The sequence below is a fragment of the Enterococcus sp. DIV1328a genome, from assembly GCF_050536905.1.
In the GTDB taxonomy this organism is placed as follows: Bacteria; Bacillota; Bacilli; order Lactobacillales; family Enterococcaceae; genus Enterococcus; species Enterococcus faecalis.
The window spans coordinates 1,730,814-1,752,594 of record NZ_CP172912.1 but is presented as its reverse complement, the minus strand read 5'-3'; the positions used below and the strand labels follow the sequence as shown (position 1 = coordinate 1,752,594).

Below are 21,781 nucleotides of genomic sequence, written 5' to 3'. Positions count from 1 at the left end.
GGGGAGTCAACTTGGTTCTTTCTTCTTTATTATTTATTTACTCATTAAGCCATCATGGATTTTTGTTAAATTCCAGTTCATCATGCTGTAGTACGTATCGCCTTCTGTTCCTTCTTTGGCAAGAGAGTCTGTGAAAAGTGTATCGTAAATTGGTCGTTTCACTTCTTTTGAGACCCGTTCCATACTACGTTTATCGACACTGGTTTCAACAAATAACACAGGTGCTTTTGATTTCTTAATGGTATCAATAATCGTGGTCATTTGTTCAGGTGTTCCTTGACTTTCTGTGTTAATTTCCCAAATATAAGCGGCATTTAAATCATAAGCTTTGGAGAAATATTTAAAGGCACCTTCACTTGTAACTAATAATTTTTTATCATCAGGAATATCAGCAAATTTAGCTTTGGCTTCCTCATGTAGTTTGCTAAGTTTTTCGGTATAATTTTTCGCGTTTTCTGTATAGAAATCTTTATTTTTTGGATCTTTTTCTACTAACACGTCACGAATGTTTTCTACATATTTAATGCCATTTTCAATGTCTAACCAAGCATGCGGATCTTCTGTTTGTTCTTGACCGGCACTTGTTAAATATTGTGGCGTAACATTTTTGCTTGTAGAAAAGTAATCTTTATTCTCAACTTTTTTGGCCGTTTTCATTAATTTGTTAAACCAGCCATTTCCGCCTGTTTCTAAGTTCAAGCCGTTAAAGAATAAAATGTCCGCTTCAGAAGCTTTCGCAATGTCTTCTGGTAACGGTTCATATTCGTGAGGGTCTGTCCCAATTGGCACAATACTATGCAGCTCAATTTTGTCTTCCCCAACATTTTTCACTAAATCGGATAAGATCGAGTTCGTTGTCACAATTGCTAATTTTTCTTTCTTTTCAGCGGCTTGATTCCCGCAAGCAGCTAACGTTAACCCTGCTAAAAGTGTTAAAAAAAATAAACTAAATTTTTTCATTCGTTGATTCCTCCATTTCTTTCTCACGGTTTACAAATACTAGGCCTTTCTTTGGTGAGAAAAAGAAAGCCAATAAAAAGAATAAGGCGGCGGTTAAAACAATCGTCGCACCAGAAGCTAAGTTATAAGAATAACTAAAGAATAGGCCAATCACTGAACTTAAAATCCCAAAAGTAGAGGCTAAGCCAATCATTGTCGGTAAGTGATTTGTTAATAGATAAGCTGTTGCCGCTGGCGTAATCAGCATGGCAATGACTAAAATAGTTCCGACGGTTTGCAAAGAAGAAACAGCGACTAATGTTAGTAAAAACATCAATGCATAGTGGAAAAATTGAATATTTAAACCATAGGCCTGAGCCATTGTGGGATCAAAAGAAGTGAGTTGCAACTCTTTATAAAACAATGCCACAAAAATCAAAACAATCACGCCGACGACACAAGTAATTAAAATATCGGTATCTGCGACCGCTAATACATTTCCAAACAGAATATGATATAAATCGGTGGAACTTTTTGCAAAAGAGATAAAAATAATCCCTAAAGCAAAAAAAGAACTAAAGACAACACCAATGGCAGTATCATTTTTTAGTGGACTTTTTTGGGTAATAAAGCCGATCGATAATGCAGCTAGTAAGCCAAAAATAGAAGCGCCAAAAATATAATTGAAACCAAACATATAAGAAACAGCGACCCCTGGTAAAACGGCATGGGAAATCGCATCACCCATCAAAGACATCCCACGTAAAATAATGAATGAACCAATTACCCCTGAAATGAGTCCGACAATTACAGACGTCAAAAGGGCATTTTGTAAAAATTGATAACGGAATAAACCATCAATAAATGCAGCAATCATTTTGCAACCCCCTGTATTAATAAATCACCTAACAAATCACCGTATGCTTCTTGGAGCGTTTCTGCAGTAAACGTTTGTTCAACAGGACCCGCAGCAATTAGCCGGTTTTTCAAAACGATTAATTCATCAAAATAGTGGGACACTTTGTGCAAATCATGGTGAACAATGATAATCATTTTACCTTGATTTTTTAATGATTTGAGAATATCCATAATCACTTTTTCACTAGACATATCAATGCCGACGAAAGGTTCATCTAAAAAAATCACCTCAGCACCTTGGGCCAAAACACGGGCGATAAACACACGTTGTAATTGGCCACCAGAAAGTTCGCCAATCTGGCGTTGCGCATAGTCTTCTAATTGCACCATTTTTAATGCAGCCATGGCTGCTTGCTTTTCTTTCTTTCCTGGGCGTTTTAATAGTCCCAAGTTTGGATAGGTTCCTAGCAAGACCGTTTCAAAAACGCTAATTGGGAAACTAAGATCCAAGGCGCTACGTTGTTCTACATAGGCAATGGTTGTTTTTTGTTGGTCAATCGCTTGATTATTTAACAAAACATCACGTTCCTTTGTTTTAATCAAGCCTAATAACCCTTTAATAAATGTTGACTTTCCAGCACCATTTGGTCCGATAATTCCAGTAATTTTACCGGAAGGAATAGTAACGTGGATATTATTTAAAGCGGTCCGTCCTTGATATTGAACGGTTAACGCTTGAACAGCTAAGTTAAAGCTTTTTCTCATGAAATTCCTCCTTTTTAGGTTTGCCTTAAAATCAGTATAAGGGATAGTTTAAGAAAATGCAAATAATTTTTAGGTGCACCTAAATACAAGCGCTTTTTTCACAAAGAAAACCGTTTCTTTCAATAAATTAAGGAGGATCCCATGATTTTTATAACAAAAAATGGTAGAATATGAATGAAAACGACTATTATTTTATATTGACGGAGGATATCATGACCGAAAACTATCAAGATGACACCTTACGCATCTTCAGTTTAAATGCAAATCGACCACTTGCTGAAAAAATCGCAGCATCAGTAGGAACAGAATTAGGAAAAAGCACCGTGCGCCAATTTAGTGATGGCGAAATTCAAATTAATATTGAAGAAAGTATTCGTGGCGATCATGTCTACATCATCCAAGCAACGAATGCTCCTGTAAATGATCATTTGATGGAATTGCTTATTTTAATTGATGCATTAAAACGTGCTAGCGCAAAAACAATTAATGTTATTTTGCCTTACTATGGTTATGCTCGCCAAGACCGCACAGCGAAACCAAGAGAACCCATTACTGCGAAATTAGTTGCTAATATGTTGGTAGAGGCAGGCGCAACACGTTTGTTAACATTAGACTTGCATACTGTTCAAGTCCAAGGATTTTTTGATATCCCAGTAGATAATTTATTTACAATGCCTTTGTTTGCTCATTATTATCGTCAACAAGCATTAGTAGGGGAAGAAATTGTGATTGTTTCGCCTAAAAACAGTGGCGTTCAACGCGCACGTAGTTTATCGGAGTACTTAGATGCGACCTTAGCAATTGTCGACCATGAAGAGATTGATGGGGTGCGTCAAGAAGGTTACGTTATTGGGAATGTCGCTGGGAAAAAATGTATTCTTGTTGATGACATTTTGAATACTGGTCAAACGTTAGCCACAGCGGCGGAAGTTTTAATGAAAAATGGTGCGCAAGAAGTGTATGCTTGCGCCTCGCATGGTTTGTTATCAGAAGGCGCAAAAGCAACCTTAGAAAATGCGCCAATTAAGGAAATTAGTATTACTGACTCTGTTTATACGACAGCAGACCGCCAACCAGCAACCTTGAATATTATTTCTTGCGCTGAGTTAATGGGGGAAGCGTTACTTCGTATTCATGAAAATAAACCAATGAGTCCATTATTCCGTTTAGAACCAAAAGGAGAATAAGTGATTCCTTAAACTAAAAATAGGTCTAACAACTTTAATAGTGTTGGGCCTATTTTTCTTATCTCTTTTATAAATAGAAGAGAAAGTATTCTGATTTTGTGTTTTAAGCTTTTTATGCTAGAATAACGCCAGAACATAAGGAAAGGGACGAGTCATTTGGAACCCATTTATTTAGATCATGCGGCAACAACGCCGCTTCATCCAACGGTCATTCAAGCGATGACTGAAAATATGCAAACGACTTTTGGCAATCCATCAAGTATTCATCAGTTTGGACGAAAGGCACACGGTCTTCTGGAAGAAGTGCGTCAAACGATTGCCGAGAGCTTACAAGCCAAACCCCACGAAATTATTTTTAATAGTGGTGGCACAGAAGGGGATAACACAGCCATCTTGGCAGTTGCTTTTTCTCGTCAAAAGGAAGGAAAACATATTATTACTACGGCAATTGAACATCCCGCTGTGTTACGAACGATGGAATACTTAGAAACGTTAGGCTTTGAAGTGACTTACTTACCTGTGAATGAAAATGGTCAGATTTCAATGGATCAATTCAAAAAGTCTTTACGCGAAGAAACGATCTTGGTTTCAATGATGTATGGCAATAATGAAATTGGAAATCGATTACCGATTGCTGAAGTTGGTGCAATTCTTAAAAATCATTCGGCGATTTTTCATACAGATGCCGTCCAAGCTTATGGAAGTGAAGTCATTTTACCTCATGAATTAGGGATCGACTTATTAAGTATTTCCGCTCATAAAATCAATGGTCCAAAAGGCGTAGGTTTTTTATTTAAAAGCGATGCAATCCAATTACCACCTCTTTTACATGGTGGGGAACAAGAAGAAAAACGACGTGCGGGCACGGAAAACTTAGCTGGAATTATTGGCATGGGTACTGCCGTTTCATTACTAACTTCTGCAGAAAAGCAAGCAAGAAAAACAGCCTATCAAAGTTTTCAAACGATTATTTTAAAAGCGTTAGAAGAAGCCAATATTGATTTTTCAATTAATGGTGAACCAACCAATCGTTTAGCGCATGTCTTAAATCTTCATTTAAAAGGAATTCCCAGTGATTTACTCTTAATGCATTTGGACTTAAGAGGTATTGCGATTTCAACAGGCTCGGCTTGTACAGCGGGAACTGTGGATCCTTCGCACGTGTTGACAGCGATGTATGGAGAAAATTCCTCAGCTATTAAAGAATCAATCAGGATTAGTTTTGGCTACGGGAACACACCAGAAGAAATTGCGACTTTTTCTGAAGTACTAGTTGCAGTGATTCAACAATTGAAAAAATAATCTGATTGCGGCAGCTACAGGTTTTCGCTATAATGAAGATAACAATGAAAATAATGAGGTGGAACCCATGGCATTTACAACAACGGCTGCTGTTGAAGGCTCAACAGTTTTTTACAAAGTACATCCTAGTGCAAAACGCTATACATTAAAAGATAACGGCTTTACTGAAACAAAATCAGGGAACTTTCAATTGATTCGTTCCTTAGATCCAACGCCTCAGAGAAATGAAGGCTTCAAATTGAAAATTACGATCACTGCTGATCTAAAAGAGTTGAAAATGTCCATTACAACGGCAAATGGTTTAAAACCAATGAATATTTTCAAGAATGAACAACATGAAATGAGTAAAGAAAAATACTTTTTCTTAATGGATGGCTTAATTAGCCGTGGTGTATTAGAGAAAGTAGAATAACTTAGAGAAACCTGAAGAAACAAGTGAAAGTAGCTTGTTCCTTCAGGTTTTCTGTTTCTTTGAAAGCAACAGCTTGTTGGCTGTGTCTTTGTTCCCAGTATTTTCTCATTATACGCCCGGCTTGCTTTACTTATTTCAAAAAAATAGTATAATGAAAAGCACTGAAAAGTTACGACCTTCAAATCGTGGATGATTTCAGAATCTAATTGAAATGATGGTGATAAAATGGCAGATAACAGCAAAACGCGTGTCGTGGTAGGCATGAGTGGCGGTGTCGATTCATCTGTCACAGCGTTGCTTTTAAAAGAGCAAGGCTATGATGTAATTGGAATCTTTATGAAAAATTGGGACGATACAGACGAAAATGGTGTCTGTACCGCAACTGAGGATTATAAAGATGTCGCAAAAGTAGCGGATCAAATTGGGATTCCGTATTATTCGGTCAATTTTGAAAAAGAATATTGGGACCGTGTGTTTGAATATTTTTTAGCAGAATATCGGTTAGGACGGACACCAAATCCAGATGTCATGTGTAATAAAGAAATTAAATTTAAAGCATTCCTAGATTATGCTATGCAACTAGGCGCTGACTATGTTGCAACTGGCCACTATGCGCAAGTAGAAACGGATGAAAATGGCGTAGTGCATATGTTACGTGGAATTGACAATAATAAAGACCAAACCTATTTTTTAAGCCAATTATCACAAGCCCAATTGGCAAAAACAATGTTTCCATTGGGTGGTATGGAAAAATCAGAAGTTCGTGCAATTGCTGAACGTGCTGGATTAGCCACAGCCAAGAAAAAAGACTCAACGGGCGTTTGTTTTATTGGTGAAAAGAATTTCAAAGAATTTTTGAGTAATTATTTACCAGCTAAAAAAGGCAACATGGTGACAGAAGATGGCGAAATCAAAGGACAACATGATGGTCTGATGTATTATACTATCGGTCAACGCCAAGGCTTAGGAATTGGTGGCGGCGGTAAAACACAAGAACCCTGGTTTGTAATTGGGAAAGATTTAACCACCAATACATTATATGTGGGACAAGGATTTCACCATGAAAAACTATATGCAACACATTTAGAAGCCAGTGAGGTTCATTTTACTGTTGATACACCAATGCCAAAAGAGTTTGACTGTACGGCTAAATTCCGTTATCGTCAAGCAGATATTCCAGTGCATGTTTCCTTATCTGAAGATGGCACAAAAGCAACCGTTACGTTTAAGGAACCAGCCCGCGCAGTCACTCCAGGTCAAGCTGTTGTTTTTTATGATGGAATGGAATGCTTAGGGGGCGGCTTAATTGATCGCGCCTACCAAGATGAAAAAGAACTACAATACGTCTAAAAAGTTTCACGAGTTGTGAAACAAAAAGCGCAGAGTTAACCAAAAGAAAAGCGGATATGCTGGTCATAAAACCAGTAAATATCCGCTTTTCTTTTTTGTTTTATATGCCTATTTTTTTTAAAATAAGAAAAAGAGAAAAATTAAAAATTCAAATTGTGGATAACTTTTCTGTGTATAACTTAGTCATCATTTTTCTCTTTTTTTAATTCGGCGGTGCTTCGACGAACCCATAGAAGGTTAATGAGAACCAGACAAGAAGTGGAAATAAAGACCCCACGATAACCGAAAGCGGCAGATACGCTTGAACCAATCATAGGACCAATCACATTTCCTGTCGCTTGGAAAGATTGATTGTAACTGAAAATACGACCTGCAGCGTCACTTGGGGAATAACGAGTGATCAACGTTTGAACAGCTGGTAGTAAACAGGCATCGGAAATCCCAACTAAGAAACGAAGCATGGCAAGCTGCCAGACATTTTGAACAAAGGCCATTGGTAGGTAAACGAAAATGGCTAAAATTAAGCCAATTGTCAAGATGCGTTCACTGCCAATACGATCGCCTAACCGGCCGAAACGAGGGGCGGCTATTAACGTTGCAATCCCTGGAATAGAAGCAATGACTCCGCTAATTAAGGTGACATTTCCGTGACCACCCAACAATTGTTGAATATATAAACTGATGATGGGACTAATTGAATTATTGGAAGCTTGAATGATTAATGTCGTAATAAACATTCCAAGAATCACGTGGGGATGTTCTAGTTTTTTTAAAATTTGTTTCCCAGATGCGGCTTGATTTTTTTCAATTGGCACAAACTCTTCATGGACAAAGACGAGACTCAAAACAAAAACGAGTAATAAAATCGTACCAGTAATGAAAAAGGTTGGCCGATAACCGAAAATAGAAGCAGTGACACCGCCCAAAAGAGGACCAAGCAACGTGCCGGTAACAGAACCAGTGGCTAAAGTACCAAGCACTTGACCGCTTTTTTCCTTAGGTGTGCCTGTAGCAACTAACGCAGTCGCATTACTGATATAACCAGAAAAAACACCTTGTAATAAGCGTAAGCCAATCAATTGATAAACACTTGTGACTGCGCCCATTAAACTAATGACGATAGCCATCCCTAATGAAGCGCGTAATAACATTAACTTGCGTCCTTTTCGGTCGGCTAAACGGCCCCACCAAGGTGAAACAATGGTCGTGACTAAAAAAGTGGAGGAGAACGTGATTCCGCTCCAAAAATTCAATTGTTGGTGGGTAAAAGTACCTAATGTGTTGATATAAAGAGGCATAAATGGCATCACTAAGCTAAAGCCAATACCAGCCATAAATGTGCCAAACCATAAAACAAGCAGATTTTTTTCCCAAGGTTGTCTTGGACGGAAAATTTTACTTTTAATTAATTCATACATTCTATTTCCTCACTTTCTAGTAAAGAAATTCAAATTTGGCTTTGGCGAGTCGTTGATCATTCAATGCTTGATGCAATTCATTCGAAAAAAAGCCTTCTTTTAAATTTAGTGGATTTTTTGTAGCGTATACATATAACGTATAGGTGTGCACACCAGAGCGAGGACTTAACCCCAGATAACGTTCGGTTAACTCAGGTAACGTTTCAGTGGCAAGCGCTGGAATCATCTGTTTCCCCAAAGGAGAAGCAAGACTATTTTTTCCTTGAATGGTAGGCTTGAGTGCTGTTCGACTAAAGTCTTCAGGAATCTCATTGGTTACAGGAACATTGGCAGCTAACCAATGAATAAAAGGGAAACCGATTAGAGGAATCGTGTCATAATCAATTAATTCCCAGGATAAATAGCGGGCTTCTTTAGGAATGGCCGCTAAAGAAATAGGAAAAGATAAAATAGGACGTTCGTGTAATAAAAATTCTGCACTGGTTCGTTTGCCATAACGATCGGCCAAATGAGAACGGTTGGTAATATGCATGCCAAACAGCCTTCTTTCAAAAATGATGTTTACAAATTATTATTATAAACTATAATTTATAGTTTAAAAAGAGTCAATAGATATGATAAACTAATACTTGTCCAAAATTTAAGAATTGGAGGCGTCAGAAAGATGGCAAAAAAACGGAATTTAACGAAAGCCAAAATCCTTGAAAGTGCCCGCAACCTAGCGGAAGAATTGGGCGTTCAACAATTAACCTTTCAAAATTTAGCCGTTGATTTAGGCATCAAGTATCCTTCACTCTATAATCACTTTAAAAATATTGCTGAAGTAAAAAATGCTCTAGTGGACTTGTTAATTCAAGAATTAAATGATGCATTGCGAAGAGCCTTAGTGGGTAAGAGTGGCGCAGAAGCAATTCGGATATATGCTGAAACGTACCAACAATTTGCTTTTGAAAATTCTGCAGTCTATGAATTACTTATCAGTGTGCCGAAAACGCAAAACCAACAATTAATTGAAGGCATCCATGAAACCAATCAAATTATCTTACAACTTTTAGCTTTTTATCCATTTAATAATGAAGAACGACTGCATAAAAGTCGAGAATTACGTAGCTTAATCCATGGTTATATTACCTTACGTTTTTTAGGTTATTTTCAACGCGAAGAAGCCACGCCAGAAGAAAGTTATCGTCGCATGATTGAAGATTTTATTGTTTCTTTAGAAGTGGCAGGATAAAATAAATTTCAAAAATTTCTCAGTCCGAAACCAAATCCTTGCAACTTTTTCAGAAAGTGACTATGATACCTACAGTAGCAAAAAAAGGAGCGGTTCAATGTATCAAGTAATTACAATGTATGGCGACAATGAACCTTGGTGGTTTTTTGATGATTGGCAAGAGGACATTGTTCAAGAAAAAACCTTCGATAACTTGACCGATGCAGAGACATATTATGTGGAAGTTTGGCAAAAACTTTCTCAGAATTATACATACGTCAACACAAAGCCTAATTATTTAACGGCTTTCTGGAATGATGGGGAAGAACGCTGGTGTGAAGAATGCGATGAAGATTTACAACAATACTTCGGTTTAGCATTACTAGAAAATCATCATGCAGTTACTTTTGAAAATAAAGCTGAGTTTACCACAATATCCAATCATTTTGGCAAAACAAAATTCTGCAAACGGAAAGTTATTTGAAACGCATGAGTTTAAAGAAAAACCTCAGGGAATTTTCTTTAAACTCTTTTTCTATTCTCGGAATTTAGAGAAAATCGAACCAATATTTGGTATAATACGAAAAGATAGCACTCAAAAAGGAGCGAAACTAGTGGTTGCAAAACAATTAATTATTGCTGAAAAACCTAGCGTAGCAAAAGATTTAAGCCGCGTTTTAGGAGCAAATCAAAAAAATAAGAATTATTATGAAGGACCCAACGTGATTGTCACCTGGGCTTTAGGCCATCTCTTAGGACTAAAAATGCCAGAAGATTTAAACAAAGAATGGCAAACGTGGCAAATGGAAACTTTACCGATGATTCCTAAGAATTTAGGGATTAAACCGTTACCGAAAACGGGACATCAATTAAAAGCGATTAAACAATTAGCTAATCGTAAAGATGTTTCTGAAGCCGTGATTGCCACTGATGCTGGTCGTGAAGGTGAATTAGTGGCCCGCTGGATTTTAGAATATGTCCGTTTTAACAAACCAGTCAAACGCTTATGGATTTCATCTCAAACAGACAAAGCCATTAAAGACGGGTTTAAGAAAATTCGCCCAGCGAAAGACTACGATAATTTGTATTACTCTGCCTTGGCGCGCGCAAAAGCTGACTGGTTAGTTGGGCTAAACGTCACACGGGCCTTGACAGTGAAATATCAAGATAACTTATCCGCAGGTCGTGTTCAAACACCAACTTTAGCAATGGTACGCCAACAAGAAAAAACGATTGAACAATTTAAGCCTCAAACTTATTTTACTATCTCGTTAACTGTTGAATCAGAAAAAGCAAAGATGACCCAAAAAAATCCATACGCTTTAAAAGAACGGCAGGAAGCAGAACAATTAGTCAAAGAACTCTCAAAACAAAAGGGCTTAGTTACCGATATCCAAGAAAAAGTTAAAACAGAAAATGCGCCGTTACCGTATGATTTAACCGAAATCCAGCGTGAAGCCAACCAGCGATTCCAATTTTCTGCAAAGAAAACGTTGTCTCTTGTACAAAGTTTATACGAAACCCATAAAATTGTTTCCTATCCTCGAACTGACAGCAAATATCTAACGACGGATATGAAAGGAACGATGAAAGAGCGCCTTCAAGCTATTGCTGATTTTTCACCAGAAGTGAAAGGCTACCTTAAAAATGGGGCCGTTGTTAAACAACAAAAAGTTTTCCAAAATGCAAAAGTCACGGATCACCATGGGTTGATTCCAACTGAACAACGTCCTCGTTATGAAAAACTAAGCAATGATGAACAAAAAATCTATCAAATGATTGTTCAACGATTCTTAGGTTTGTTTGCTGAGCCAAATCAAACCAAACAAACAAAAGTTACAGTCGCTTTTGGAAAAGAAACATTTGTCTTTCATCAAAATAAAGTAGTTGTTGCTGGTTGGAAAACAACAGCCGAACAGCCGCTATCCACTGTCCAATGGCAAAAAGGCATGACCGTTGCGCCAAACTTTACCATTAACAAAGAATTAACGTCGCCGCCAAAACCATTAACCGAAGGAACGTTGTTAGGAAAAATGGAGAAACACAGTTTAGGCACACCGGCAACGCGAGCTGAAATCATTGAAAAACTGATTAAATCAGAATTGATGGAACGAACCAATAGCGGTTTAAGTGTCTCTGCCAAAGGAAAGCAACTATTAGACTTGGTGAATCCATCACTTGTGACACCTGAACTAACGGAAAAATGGGAAAAGTCGCTCGAAGCAATCGCTTCGGGTCAACAAAAGAGTCAACTTTTCTTAAAGGATATTGAAGAGGATACGAAAAAATTAGTCCGTGAAATTAAACAAAGCGAGAAAAAATATCAAGATTTTTCCATTACGCAAAAAAAATGTCCAGATTGTGGCTCAAACTTACGGGAAAAAAATACGAAAGATGGGAAGATTTACGTTTGTACAAACCAAGAATGTTCTTATCGTCGGCGAAAAGATCCTAAAGTATCCAATCACCGTTGCCCACAATGCCATAAAAAAATGGTTATCATAGAAGGAAAAAATGGTCGTTCTTTCAAATGTAAATTCTGTTCGATTACTGAAAAAATTCCCGATAAAAAAGAACGAAAACAAAAAATGACTAAACATGAAGAACGTCGTTTGATGAAAAAATATTCACAACCAGACGAACCAGAAGAAAGTGCTTTAGCGCAGGCCTTAAAAGCCGCTATGAATCAAGAGTAGCGACTTGACGAATGTTGGCTCTAAATAATCAAGTCATCCTTGTTGGTCTTTAGTAAACTTTCAAATAGAAAGAGAGGGACACGGATGCTCGCAAATTTAAATCAAGCAATGGATTATATTGAAGAACATTTAACGGAAGAAGTATCCTTCGATGAATTGGCAAAAAAGACAGGGATTTCTGTTTACCATTTTAAACGAACTTTTTCGTTTATTGCGGGGATGAGTCTGGCTGAATATATTAAAAAGAGACGTTTGGCGGAAGCAAATTTAGCATTACTTGCTGGTGAAAAAGTGACAGATGTAGCTTTTAAATATGGTTATCAAAGTATTGAAGGATTCTCAAGAGCCTTTCGCGATTGGTCAGGACAAGCCCCTTCTGAAGTAATGAAAACACAAATCCAAAAAACGTTCCCTAAATTCTCTTTCTATATTGATATTAAAGGAGGACAATCAATGGATGTTAAATTGATTGAAAAACCAGCGTTTCAAATAGTCGGAGTTAGTCAGAAGGTTCCCTTGCAGTATCAAGGGGAAAATCAAGCAATCATGGAATTAGCACAGCGCATTACACCACAACAACGAGCGGAAATGCATACATTTGATGACATATATCCTCATCAAGTAGTAAATGCTTCTTTTGACTTTCAAGAGGGACGAACAACAGAAGGTGGAGAAATGACACACATGATTGGCTTTGCCACTTTGCAAGAAAATACCTATGAAGATTTGGAGCAACTAAGCGTACCTGCTCATACATGGGCGGTTTTTCCAAATGAAGGTCCTTTCCCACAAACTTTACAAGAAACCTGGGCAAGGATATTCTCTGAATGGTTGCCTTCATCTGGTTACCAAGTCGTTGCAGCACCAGAAATTTCGTTTACGCAATATCAAGGACCAGCAGAAGCTAAGTATAGTGAAATCTGGCTCGCTGTTACAGCTACTAAATAAAGAAAAACCACCATTGAAAAATGGTGGGTTTTTCCGCCAAGAAGGAGAAAGTTTGGTATAATAAACGTGAAGAAAAAAATCAGACCTTCTAAACTGAAATCTAGCTATGGATAAGTGATGCGAATACGGAATCATGGAGAAAAAATACTTCTCCGAGGTTTTAGAGTCATGTTGTTTAGAATGGTACCAAAACGTTTGCTGGATTAGCTAAATCTACATTGGTGTTTTAGAGTCATGTTGTTTAGAATGGTACCAAAACTTCCAATTTTGGTTTTGTGACGATAGCTTTGTTTTAGAGTCATGTTGTTTAGAATGGTACCAAAACAGCATTAACTAAAGAACGGCGCATACCGATGTTTTAGAGTCATGTTGTTTAGAATGGTACCAAAACAATATCAAAAAATAAAATATTTGGCCGCTTGTTTTAGAGTCATGTTGTTTAGAATGGTACCAAAACTAGTGTGTTAAATTTTATAAAATTAAGCCCGTTTTAGAGTCATGTTGTTTAGAATGGTACCAAAACGAAGAAATTTTAGCACGCAAAGCGAATGGAGTTTTAGAGTCATGTTGTTTAGAATGGTACCAAAACTACTGAATCTAGTTCACCATCTGTATTATCGTTTTAGAGTCATGTTGTTTAGAATGGTACCAAAACCTTTGCTTTGTTTTGCATCGTCTTCGCTGAGTTTTAGAGTCATGTTGTTTAGAATGGTACCAAAACGCAATAGATAATGTTGCCCAAATTGGATAAGTTTTAGAGTCATGTTGTTTAGAATGGTACCAAAACTAAACACGATGATGGTTATTGGACCTATTAGTTTTAGAGTCATGTTGTTTAGAATGGTACCAAAACCCGAACTTGTGGCTTAAGTCATACATACAGGTTTTAGAGTCATGTTGTTTAGAATGGTACCAAAACATTTCTCTTCATATATAAATTCATTCTTGGGTTTTAGAGTCATGTTGTTTAGAATGGTACCAAAACTTCAATTATTAAACAATTTTCCATTAGAAAGTTTTAGAGTCATGTTGTTTAGAATGGTACCAAAACTTCAATTATTAAACAATTTTCCATTAGAAAGTTTTAGAGTCATGTTGTTTGGAATGGTACCAAAACGATGGCCGTCACACCAATGCTGCACGATTAGTTTTAGAGTCATGTTGTTTAGAATGGTACCAAAACAAACTTTTTTGATTTGGCTTTTTCTCCCTTGTTTTATAGTCATGTTGTTAAAAAACAAACTATCACCTCAAGCAATCCGTAATTTTCATCACAAGATTAGAATTTTTATCATCAAAGACGAGCTGCTTCAATTTTCAAAAACTAATCAAGTGATAAGTCAAAATGTTGATAGATTGAGATTAGTTCTTCCTTTTTTTAGGAAGGGCTTTTTTTATTGATAGAAGAAAGGGAAGAAATCTTGGTAGCACCTAAAAAAATTGTGAGAAATGCTTCTGTATTGTTTGGTTTCTGCCTCAGAAAGTTGTATACTTAGATTGGAATTATTCTATATTACATGCATTTTCACACTTTTTGGAAAAGTTCACTTGAATTTTCTTTTAGTTTCGTAGATAAAAGGAGTCATCGCTAATGGAAATGAACAATTCAGGTAAGCTTGTTTCTTTGTGTGGAGGCAAATCAGGGAGGAAATAATATGTTTGATATTGTAACATTGGCGAGAATCCAATTTGCGATGACAACAGTTTTCCACTTTTTCTTCGTACCGTTTTCAATAGGATTAGCACTTGTTGTAGCAATTATGGAAACAATGTACGTTGTGAAAAAAGAGGAACGTTATCGTAAAATGGCCAAGTTTTGGGGAAATATATTCCTATTAAGCTTCGCTGTTGGGGTTGTAACCGGGATTATTCAAGAATTTCAGTTTGGGATGAACTGGTCTGATTATTCTCGATTCGTCGGAGATATTTTTGGGGCACCGTTGGCGGTAGAAGCGCTCTTAGCTTTCTTCTTAGAGTCAACATTCTTAGGTTTGTGGATCTTTACTTGGGATAAAATGAATCCAAAAGTTCACGTAACGTTTATCTGGTTAGTCGTATTCGGTTCAATGATGTCTGCTTTCTGGATTTTAGTTGCCAATAGTTTTATGCAACATCCAGTAGGTTATGTCATCAATAATGGCCGTGCTGAAATGGTGGACTTTGTAGCTGTCATCAGCAATCCAAAAGTTTGGTATGAATTTTCACACGTTATCATGGGTGCCTTTACATTGGGTGGCATGGCAGTAGCTGGTATGGCTGCTTTCCAATTGTTGAAAAAACGGGATATTTCATTCCACAAAGCATCTATGCGCATTGGCTTATGGGTTACTTTGTTCGGTTCAATCGGCGTTTTATTAGCTGGCGACTTGCAAATGAAAGCTCTAATTGAAGGACAACCAATGAAATTTGCGGCGATGGAGGGGGCCTATGAAGACTCTGATGATCCTGCTGCTTGGACATTGATTGCTTGGGCAGATGAACGAGAACATAAACAAGTTTTTGGTATCGATATTCCATATATGCTAAGTATTTTATCGTATAACAAATTATCAGGTTCGGTTGATGGAATGGATACAGTCAACAAGCGTTTGGTAGAAAAATATGGGGATGATAAAAATTATTATCCACCAGTTAACACTTTATTCTGGAGCTTCCGTATCATGGCTGGTTTTGGTGCCTTAATGTTATTGGTTGCTGCCTTAGGACTATTCTTTACAAGGAAGAAAAAACCATCGCTGTACGAGAAGAAATGGATGCTGTGGATTGTTGCTTTATGTACATTCGCACCATTCCTTGCCAATACAACAGGTTGGTTAGTCACTGAATTAGGTCGTTATCCGTGGACTGTCTATGGATTATTTACGATTGAACAAAGTGTTTCACCAAATGTATCGGTTGCTTCATTAATTACGTCAAATGTCATTTATTTCTTGTTATTTGCTGGTTTAGGTAGTGTCATGGTTTACTTGGTCATTTTAGAATTACGTAAAGGACCAGACTATGAAGCGAAAAAATTAGCGAAAGAAAATGAACCAGCGTTGGATCCATTTGATAAGGGGGTATTTGGCGAATGAGTACACTACAATTATTATGGTTTGTCCTTATCGGCGTCTTGTTCTCAGGTTTCTTCTTCTTAGAAGGATTTGACTTTGGTGTTGGAATGGCCGTTCAAACGTTGGCACACAATGACGACGAAAAAGATCAAGTCGTTGCAACAATTGGACCTGTTTGGGACGGAAACGAAGTTTGGCTATTAACAGCGGGCGGCGCAATGTTTGCCTCTTTCCCATATTGGTATGCTTCATTATTTAGTGGCTACTATTTAATTCTATTTACGATTTTATTTGGCTTAATTATTCGCGGAGTTTCCTTTGAATTCCGCCACAACATGCCGGAAGGTAAACGTCGTCGGATGTGGAACTGGACGCTATCAATTGGTAGTTTCCTTGTACCGTTCTTCTTTGGTATTTTGTTTATCAGCTTAGTCCAAGGGATGCCTTTAGATGCAAACGGCAATATGCATGCGCAATTTACGGATTATTTTAATCTGTTTTCAATTGTTGGTGGAGTAGCCTTAACATTACTTTGCTACTTACACGGCATGAACTATATTGCTTTAAAAACAGAAGGCCCAATTCGCGAACGTGCTCGAAATTATGCAGAAATCTTATACGGCGTTTTATATGTCGGTTTAGTTGTTTTTGCAGTGTTGATGTACTTCAAAACGGACTTTTATGAAAAGAACTTTGCGGTCACTTTAATTTTAACGTTAGCAATTGTGGTCTTAACGGTCATTGCTAATGTTGGGGTGTTTAAACGCAAAGAGATGTTAGCTTTTCTAGCGAGTGGTTTAACATTAGTTGTACTAGTTGCTCTCTTGTTCAGTGGCTTGTTCCCACGTGTTATGATTGGTAGTGAAGGTTTTGATTTGTTGATTAAAGATGCAACAAGCACACCATATACACTAAAAATTATGACGTGGATTTCTTTAAGTATTTTACCATTCGTGTTAGCTTATACTGCTTGGTCCTATTATATTTTCAGAAAACGTATTTCACAGACAGCCGTACCAGAGGGGTATTAAATCTATGATTGATAAAGACATCTTACAGATGCCTAAAATCAAAAAAATTCTTGTCTTGCTTGCAGGTTTTTCTTTCCTGCAAGCAGTCTTTATAATTGGGCAAGCTTTTTTTCTTTCAAAAGCCATTGTCGGCCTTTGGAGTGGCGGGCATCTTAACCAACAACTACAGAGTATTTTACTCTTTTTTATTTTTTATCTTGGTCGACATGTTATTACGTATTTTCGTGAGAGAATGCTCGATACATTTAGTTATGAACGCTCGAAAGAATTACGCGAACAATTATTAACTAAAATTTTCCGTTTGGGGCCAAATGTTGTTCAAAAAAATGGAACTGGAAATATGGTTACTATGGCTTTAGAAGGCATCAGTCAAACCGAAAATTATTTACAATTGATTTTGACAAAAATGATGAATATGATGATTATTCCTTGGATTATTTTGGCCTTTGTTTTTACACAAGATATTCGCTCAGGCGTAACATTGCTGATTGTTTTTCCGATTATTATTATTTTTATGATTGTGTTAGGTTATGCAGCACAAAGTAAAGCGGACAAGCAATATGCGGCGTTTCAAATGCTTTCCAATCATTTTATTGATTCCTTGCGAGGAATTGACACACTGAAACTGTTTGGGTTGAGTAAAAAATATGCTGGGAGTATTTACCATACAAGTGAACGATTCAGAAAAGCGACCATGAGTACGTTGAAAATTGCTATTTTATCAACTTTTGCGTTAGACTTTTTTACGACATTATCGGTAGCTGTTGTGGCAGTTTTCCTTGGATTAAGTTTATTAAACGGCACGATTTTATTATTTCCTGCCTTGGTTACTTTAATTTTAGCACCCGAGTTCTTTTTACCGATTCGTGATTTTTCAAGTGATTATCACGCAACCTTAGATGGAAAAAACTCTTTTCAAGCGATCCAAGCGGTATTAGCATTGCCAGAAGCAGAACAGACCGATGTGCTCACGTTAGATGATTGGCATCAAGAAAGTCAGTTGTCAGTCACCGCGTTAAATTTTTCCTATGAAGATGCAACGCAAGAAGCAATTCAATCGTTGCAATTCTCTGTTGATGGTCGCAAAAAGATTGGAATTATCGGGGCGAGTGGTTCTGGTAAGTCAACGTTAATTAATTTATTAAGTGGCTTTTTATTACCAACAGAAGAAACGAGTCAATTGGCAATAAATGGTCAGACGATTCCACATTTTTTACAAAAAGACTGGCAAAAACAAATCCTTTATATTCCGCAAGCACCATATATTTTTCAAGATACTTTGGCAAACAATATTCGCTTTTATACACCTGAAGCAACAGATGAGGCGATTCAGCAAGCGATTCAGTTAGTTGGCTTAGAAGAGCTGGTTAAAGACCTTCCCGAAGGAATTCATACCTTGATTGGGGAAAGTGGTCGAATGTTAAGTGGGGGACAAGCGCAACGAGTAGCGTTGGCCCGCGCCTTTGTCGATCAAAAACGCCACGTCTTGCTGTTTGATGAGCCGACAGCGCATTTGGATATTGAAACAGAAGTTGAAATGAAAGAGCGCATGTTGCCATTAATGAACAATCATCTTGTCTTTTTTGCGACACATCGTCTGCATTGGATGGAAGAAATGGATTACATTTTAGTGATGGAAAAAGGTCAATTAGTGGAACAAGGAACGCTAGCAGAGTTGATTGAAAAAGATGGCTACTATGTTCAATTAATGAAGCAAATGAGAGGAGGACGCCAATGATGGAAAAACAGCCGACAACGAAAGACGTTTGGAAAAACGATCAATGGGTTCGTCCTTTCTTAAAACGCTATAAAAAAACCTTGTATTTTGCCTTACTTTTAGGCTTCTTGACGTTCTTTAGCGCAGGGGCATTAATGTTTACGTCTGGTTACTTAATCAGTCGTGCGGCTTCCTTACCAGAGAATATTTTATTAATTTATATTCCCATTGTTTTAACAAGAGCATTCGGGATTGGCCGTCCTGTTTTTCGTTATGTGGAGCGTCTAACGAGTCATAACTGGGTGTTAAAAATGACCTCTGATTTGCGCTTGAAACTTTATAATGTGCTAGAAAAAGATGCGATTTTCTTTAAGACAAAATATCGCACTGGGGATATCTTAGGTTTGCTTTCGGAGGATATTAATCATATCCAAAACTTGTATTTACGAACGATTTTCCCAACCGTTATTGCTTGGATTTTGTATATCTTTTTAGTGATTGCATTAGGTTTCTTTTCTTGGTGGTTTGCTTTATGCATGTTACTGATGTTAGGAGTGGTTGTTTTTCTATTACCACTTGTTTCAGTTCTAGTGAATGGTGCGCGTCAAGAAAAACATAAATATGCCAAAAATGAGTTATATCAAACACTAACCGACAATATTCTAGGTGTGTCTGATTGGGTATTTAGTCAACGAGGCTCTGAATTCGTTGCTCGTTATGAAACAGATGAAGCAAACGTTCGTGCATTAGATGAAAAAATGAAGCAATTTAACCGTGGCCGAGACTTTGTTTTACAACTTCTGTTCGGTGTGATTGCGATTGCTGTCTTAGCTTGGACTAGTGTGCGGTTTCCAGGTAATCATGGGGGTGCAGCCAATTGGATTGGTGCCTTTGTTTTAACCGTGTTTCCGTTAATTGATGCTTTTGCTCCGCTTCCTGCTGCAGCACAGGAAACAACGATTTATAAGGATTCCATTCGTCGTTTTAATGAGCTTCCTGAAGGGGAAGATGACTCAACAGAAGCGCCTGTTCAGCCAAATGGCACCAGTTTATCGATAGAACATTTGTCTTTTGCATATGAAAATCAAGAGAAAAAGGTATTAAATGACTTATCGTTAACAATTCCTGAAAAACAAAAATTAGCGATTTTAGGGCGCAGTGGTTCCGGAAAGAGTACGTTGGCTTCGCTCATTCGTGGTGATTTACGACCTACTTCGGGAGAAATCCTTTTAGGAAACATCCCAACTGAGGCATTTGGTGAGACGATGACTGAATATATTGGTGTTATGCACCAAGCGCCGTACCTATTTCGAACAACCATTTTAAATAATATTCGGATTGGTAGAGAAGAAGCGAGCGAAGCAGAAGTTTGGGCGGTTTTAGAAAAAGTTGGCTTAAAAGAAATGGTTACCCAATTACCAGAAGGTTTACAAACAATGGTGGATGAAGCAGGTTTGCGTTTTTCTGGTGGCGAACGACATCGCTTGGCACTAGCGCGGATTCTTTTGCAAGATACACCAATTGTGTTATTAGACGAACCAACTACTGGTTTAGATCCAATTACAGAACAGCAATTGCTGGAAACCTTTTTTGAGGCATTAAAAGATAAAACCGTCATCTGGATTACCCACCATTTGCAAGGCGTAACTTTGATGGATCAAGTGATCTTTATTGAAGATGGCCAATTAGAGATGAGTGGTACACCAGAAGAATTACTTGCAACCAATGCGCATTATCAAAAACTTTACCGAATTGATCGTGGCATTAGTTCTTTCGAGGAATAAAAAAACGACTGGTTGTTGATTAAAGCAAACAATCAGTCGTTTTTCTATTTCAATTAATGGCAATTCTTCCATAAAACGTTTAAAATGAACGATGTAATAAGAGCTCAGTTAAGGAAAGTAAGGTTTCTTTTGCTGTGCCATCAGGCAATTGTTGAATATCAGTGATTGCTTTGTTGGTTACTTTTTTAGCAAAAGCTTGTGCTTCTGTAACGCCATGATAGTCGTTGACTAGCGCCGCAACTTCAGCTGCTTCTTCTAAGGTAATGGCGCGTCCTTTATCCAAATAAGGGCTGAATACGTCAGGTGCTGCTTGGTAAGCGAAGAGAAGGGGTAACGTATAAACACCTTGTGACAAGTCTTCTAAAGCGGGCTTTTTCAAGGTTTCCGTGTCAGCAGTATAATCTAAAATATCGTCATAGACTTGAAAAGCAATGCCAATATGACGGCCAATTCGTTTAGCTAAACGTTGGACTTCTTTTGAACTATGACCGAAATAGGCCCCTTCAAGACAGCTTAGTGAAAAAAGTTCGGCTGTTTTGCCGTTGACACTTCTTAAATAAGCAGGAATCGACATGCGGCGGTCAAATCGATGACTCATTTGATCGAGTTCACCAAGTAATAACCGTTTCATTCCTTGTGCATTGATTTTCATAAATTCAGAGCCATTCATGGCATCTGCAATCAAAGTAAAGAATTCAGTGAATAGTAAATCACCTGTGTAAACAGCCACGTCTTTACCATATTGTGATTGAATAGTCACAGCGCCTCGGCGCAATGGAGAATCGTCAATAATGTCATCGTGAATCAACGTAGCCATATGTAGGATTTCCAAAGATGCAGCTATTTTTAATAGTTGTTGTTTCTCTTGTTTTTCTTCATCACCCAGTTGAGCAAAAAGAAAGAAAAAAGCGGGGCGTAATAATTTGCCGCCAGAACGAGCCAAAGTTACTAAGGCTTCTTCAATGTCTTCGTTGCGTGTATGCAACGTTTGTTCAATTAATTCACATGTTTCCGTTAAAGAACGTTCAACGTCAGGAAACGACTTCCAAAATGTGTTCATAAATATACTACGATCCTTTCAGTGGTTCAATACTATTTGATTGTATAC

The 21,781-nt window shown here is 37.6% G+C and carries 18 protein-coding genes and 1 CRISPR repeat array; of the genes, 12 read left to right on the top strand and 6 right to left on the bottom strand.

Features of this window, described 5'->3' with window-relative positions; all coding sequences use genetic code 11:
* Window positions 1-33 precede the first annotated feature (33 nt).
* The 3 genes from IGL93_RS08535 to IGL93_RS08525 are packed head-to-tail and all read right to left on the bottom strand — an operon-like array spanning window position 34 to window position 2,562.
* Window positions 34-960, bottom strand: coding sequence for a metal ABC transporter substrate-binding protein (locus IGL93_RS08535; RefSeq protein ID WP_002360002.1), 927 nt, complete (start codon window positions 958-960; stop codon window positions 34-36).
* Complete coding sequence (locus IGL93_RS08530; protein WP_002369145.1) at window positions 947-1,816, bottom strand: metal ABC transporter permease; 870 nt, start codon at window positions 1,814-1,816, stop codon at window positions 947-949. Before IGL93_RS08530 ends, IGL93_RS08535 begins: the two co-directional genes overlap by 14 nt.
* Complete coding sequence (locus IGL93_RS08525) at window positions 1,813-2,562, bottom strand: metal ABC transporter ATP-binding protein (RefSeq protein ID WP_002360005.1); 750 nt, start codon at window positions 2,560-2,562, stop codon at window positions 1,813-1,815. Before IGL93_RS08525 ends, IGL93_RS08530 begins: the two co-directional genes overlap by 4 nt.
* A 212-nt stretch (window positions 2,563-2,774) precedes the next feature.
* Between IGL93_RS08525 and IGL93_RS08520 the strand changes: the two genes are divergently transcribed.
* The 4 genes from IGL93_RS08520 to mnmA all read left to right on the top strand — a co-directional run bounded on the left by IGL93_RS08520 (window position 2,775) and on the right by mnmA (window position 6,813).
* A complete protein-coding gene (locus tag IGL93_RS08520) occupies window positions 2,775-3,749 on the top strand; it encodes a ribose-phosphate diphosphokinase (RefSeq protein ID WP_002362076.1) in 975 nt (324 codons plus the stop codon).
* Between the two features lie 156 nt (window positions 3,750-3,905).
* On the top strand, window positions 3,906-5,051 hold the full coding sequence (locus IGL93_RS08515) for a cysteine desulfurase family protein (RefSeq protein ID WP_002360007.1): 1,146 nt from the start codon (window positions 3,906-3,908) through the stop codon (window positions 5,049-5,051).
* Between the two features lie 67 nt (window positions 5,052-5,118).
* The gene (locus tag IGL93_RS08510; protein ID WP_002356959.1) at window positions 5,119-5,463 is read left to right on the top strand and encodes a DUF1831 domain-containing protein; all 345 of its coding nucleotides are present in this window, start codon (window positions 5,119-5,121) and stop codon (window positions 5,461-5,463) included.
* A gap of 225 nt (window positions 5,464-5,688) precedes the next feature.
* Window positions 5,689-6,813, top strand: coding sequence for a tRNA 2-thiouridine(34) synthase MnmA (mnmA, locus tag IGL93_RS08505; RefSeq protein ID WP_002362075.1), 1,125 nt, complete (start codon window positions 5,689-5,691; stop codon window positions 6,811-6,813).
* Between the two features lie 179 nt (window positions 6,814-6,992).
* On the opposite strand, the gene IGL93_RS08500 is transcribed toward mnmA, so the two are convergent.
* Window positions 6,993-8,231: a multidrug efflux MFS transporter gene (locus tag IGL93_RS08500; RefSeq protein WP_002356962.1), complete on the bottom strand. Its 1,239-nt coding sequence runs from the start codon at window positions 8,229-8,231 to the stop codon at window positions 6,993-6,995.
* A gap of 16 nt (window positions 8,232-8,247) precedes the next feature.
* Entirely contained in the window at window positions 8,248-8,763 is a 516-nt protein-coding gene (locus IGL93_RS08495; RefSeq protein ID WP_010775959.1) for a YbhB/YbcL family Raf kinase inhibitor-like protein, read from the bottom strand.
* A 132-nt stretch (window positions 8,764-8,895) separates the two neighbouring features.
* Here IGL93_RS08495 and IGL93_RS08490 point away from each other — a divergent pair, with 132 nt between their 5' ends.
* The 8 genes from IGL93_RS08490 (at window position 8,896) to cydC (ending at window position 20,673) form a co-directional block, all read left to right on the top strand.
* The gene (locus tag IGL93_RS08490; protein WP_002379584.1) at window positions 8,896-9,465 is read left to right on the top strand and encodes a TetR/AcrR family transcriptional regulator; all 570 of its coding nucleotides are present in this window, start codon (window positions 8,896-8,898) and stop codon (window positions 9,463-9,465) included.
* A 97-nt stretch (window positions 9,466-9,562) separates the two neighbouring features.
* A complete protein-coding gene (locus tag IGL93_RS08485; RefSeq protein ID WP_002356966.1) occupies window positions 9,563-9,928 on the top strand; it encodes a DUF1033 family protein in 366 nt (121 codons plus the stop codon).
* A gap of 130 nt (window positions 9,929-10,058) precedes the next feature.
* The gene (locus IGL93_RS08480; protein ID WP_002388224.1) at window positions 10,059-12,140 is read left to right on the top strand and encodes a DNA topoisomerase III; all 2,082 of its coding nucleotides are present in this window, start codon (window positions 10,059-10,061) and stop codon (window positions 12,138-12,140) included.
* Window positions 12,141-12,224: 84 nt separating this feature from the next.
* The gene (locus IGL93_RS08475) at window positions 12,225-13,088 is read left to right on the top strand and encodes an AraC family transcriptional regulator (protein WP_010775958.1); all 864 of its coding nucleotides are present in this window, start codon (window positions 12,225-12,227) and stop codon (window positions 13,086-13,088) included.
* Window positions 13,089-13,245: 157 nt separating this feature from the next.
* Window positions 13,246-14,271: a CRISPR direct-repeat array (repeat unit 36 nt; unit sequence GTTTTAGAGTCATGTTGTTTAGAATGGTACCAAAAC).
* A gap of 472 nt (window positions 14,272-14,743) precedes the next feature.
* Window positions 14,744-16,162, top strand: a complete 1,419-nt coding sequence (locus IGL93_RS08470) for a cytochrome ubiquinol oxidase subunit I (protein ID WP_002356974.1) — start codon at window positions 14,744-14,746, stop codon at window positions 16,160-16,162.
* A complete protein-coding gene (gene cydB, locus IGL93_RS08465) occupies window positions 16,159-17,172 on the top strand; it encodes a cytochrome d ubiquinol oxidase subunit II (protein ID WP_002356976.1) in 1,014 nt (337 codons plus the stop codon). The genes IGL93_RS08470 and cydB overlap by 4 nt, the downstream gene beginning before the upstream one ends.
* A gap of 4 nt (window positions 17,173-17,176) precedes the next feature.
* Window positions 17,177-18,910: a thiol reductant ABC exporter subunit CydD gene (cydD, locus tag IGL93_RS08460; protein WP_010775957.1), complete on the top strand. Its 1,734-nt coding sequence runs from the start codon at window positions 17,177-17,179 to the stop codon at window positions 18,908-18,910.
* Window positions 18,907-20,673, top strand: coding sequence for a thiol reductant ABC exporter subunit CydC (cydC, locus tag IGL93_RS08455; RefSeq protein ID WP_016627602.1), 1,767 nt, complete (start codon window positions 18,907-18,909; stop codon window positions 20,671-20,673). The genes cydD and cydC overlap by 4 nt, the downstream gene beginning before the upstream one ends.
* Before the next feature lie 79 nt (window positions 20,674-20,752).
* On the opposite strand, the gene IGL93_RS08450 is transcribed toward cydC, so the two are convergent.
* Window positions 20,753-21,733: a polyprenyl synthetase family protein gene (locus tag IGL93_RS08450; RefSeq protein WP_002360015.1), complete on the bottom strand. Its 981-nt coding sequence runs from the start codon at window positions 21,731-21,733 to the stop codon at window positions 20,753-20,755.
* Window positions 21,734-21,781: the final 48 nt, after the last annotated feature.

Excerpts from the sequence above, each read along its gene's own strand:
- IGL93_RS08535 (WP_002360002.1), bottom strand. The coding sequence starts at position 960 with ATGAAAAAATTTAGTTTATTTTTTTTAACACTTTTAGCAGGGTTAACG.
- IGL93_RS08530 (WP_002369145.1), bottom strand. The coding sequence starts at position 1,816 with ATGATTGCTGCATTTATTGATGGTTTATTCCGTTATCAATTTTTACAA.
- IGL93_RS08525 (WP_002360005.1), bottom strand. The coding sequence starts at position 2,562 with ATGAGAAAAAGCTTTAACTTAGCTGTTCAAGCGTTAACCGTTCAATAT.
- IGL93_RS08520 (WP_002362076.1), top strand. The coding sequence starts at position 2,775 with ATGACCGAAAACTATCAAGATGACACCTTACGCATCTTCAGTTTAAAT.
- IGL93_RS08510 (WP_002356959.1), top strand. The coding sequence starts at position 5,119 with ATGGCATTTACAACAACGGCTGCTGTTGAAGGCTCAACAGTTTTTTAC.
- mnmA (WP_002362075.1), top strand. The coding sequence starts at position 5,689 with ATGGCAGATAACAGCAAAACGCGTGTCGTGGTAGGCATGAGTGGCGGT.
- IGL93_RS08500 (WP_002356962.1), bottom strand. The coding sequence starts at position 8,231 with ATGTATGAATTAATTAAAAGTAAAATTTTCCGTCCAAGACAACCTTGG.
- IGL93_RS08495 (WP_010775959.1), bottom strand. The coding sequence starts at position 8,763 with ATGCATATTACCAACCGTTCTCATTTGGCCGATCGTTATGGCAAACGA.
- IGL93_RS08490 (WP_002379584.1), top strand. The coding sequence starts at position 8,896 with ATGGCAAAAAAACGGAATTTAACGAAAGCCAAAATCCTTGAAAGTGCC.
- IGL93_RS08485 (WP_002356966.1), top strand. The coding sequence starts at position 9,563 with ATGTATCAAGTAATTACAATGTATGGCGACAATGAACCTTGGTGGTTT.
- IGL93_RS08475 (WP_010775958.1), top strand. The coding sequence starts at position 12,225 with ATGCTCGCAAATTTAAATCAAGCAATGGATTATATTGAAGAACATTTA.
- IGL93_RS08470 (WP_002356974.1), top strand. The coding sequence starts at position 14,744 with ATGTTTGATATTGTAACATTGGCGAGAATCCAATTTGCGATGACAACA.
- cydB (WP_002356976.1), top strand. The coding sequence starts at position 16,159 with ATGAGTACACTACAATTATTATGGTTTGTCCTTATCGGCGTCTTGTTC.
- cydD (WP_010775957.1), top strand. The coding sequence starts at position 17,177 with ATGATTGATAAAGACATCTTACAGATGCCTAAAATCAAAAAAATTCTT.
- cydC (WP_016627602.1), top strand. The coding sequence starts at position 18,907 with ATGATGGAAAAACAGCCGACAACGAAAGACGTTTGGAAAAACGATCAA.
- IGL93_RS08450 (WP_002360015.1), bottom strand. The coding sequence starts at position 21,733 with ATGAACACATTTTGGAAGTCGTTTCCTGACGTTGAACGTTCTTTAACG.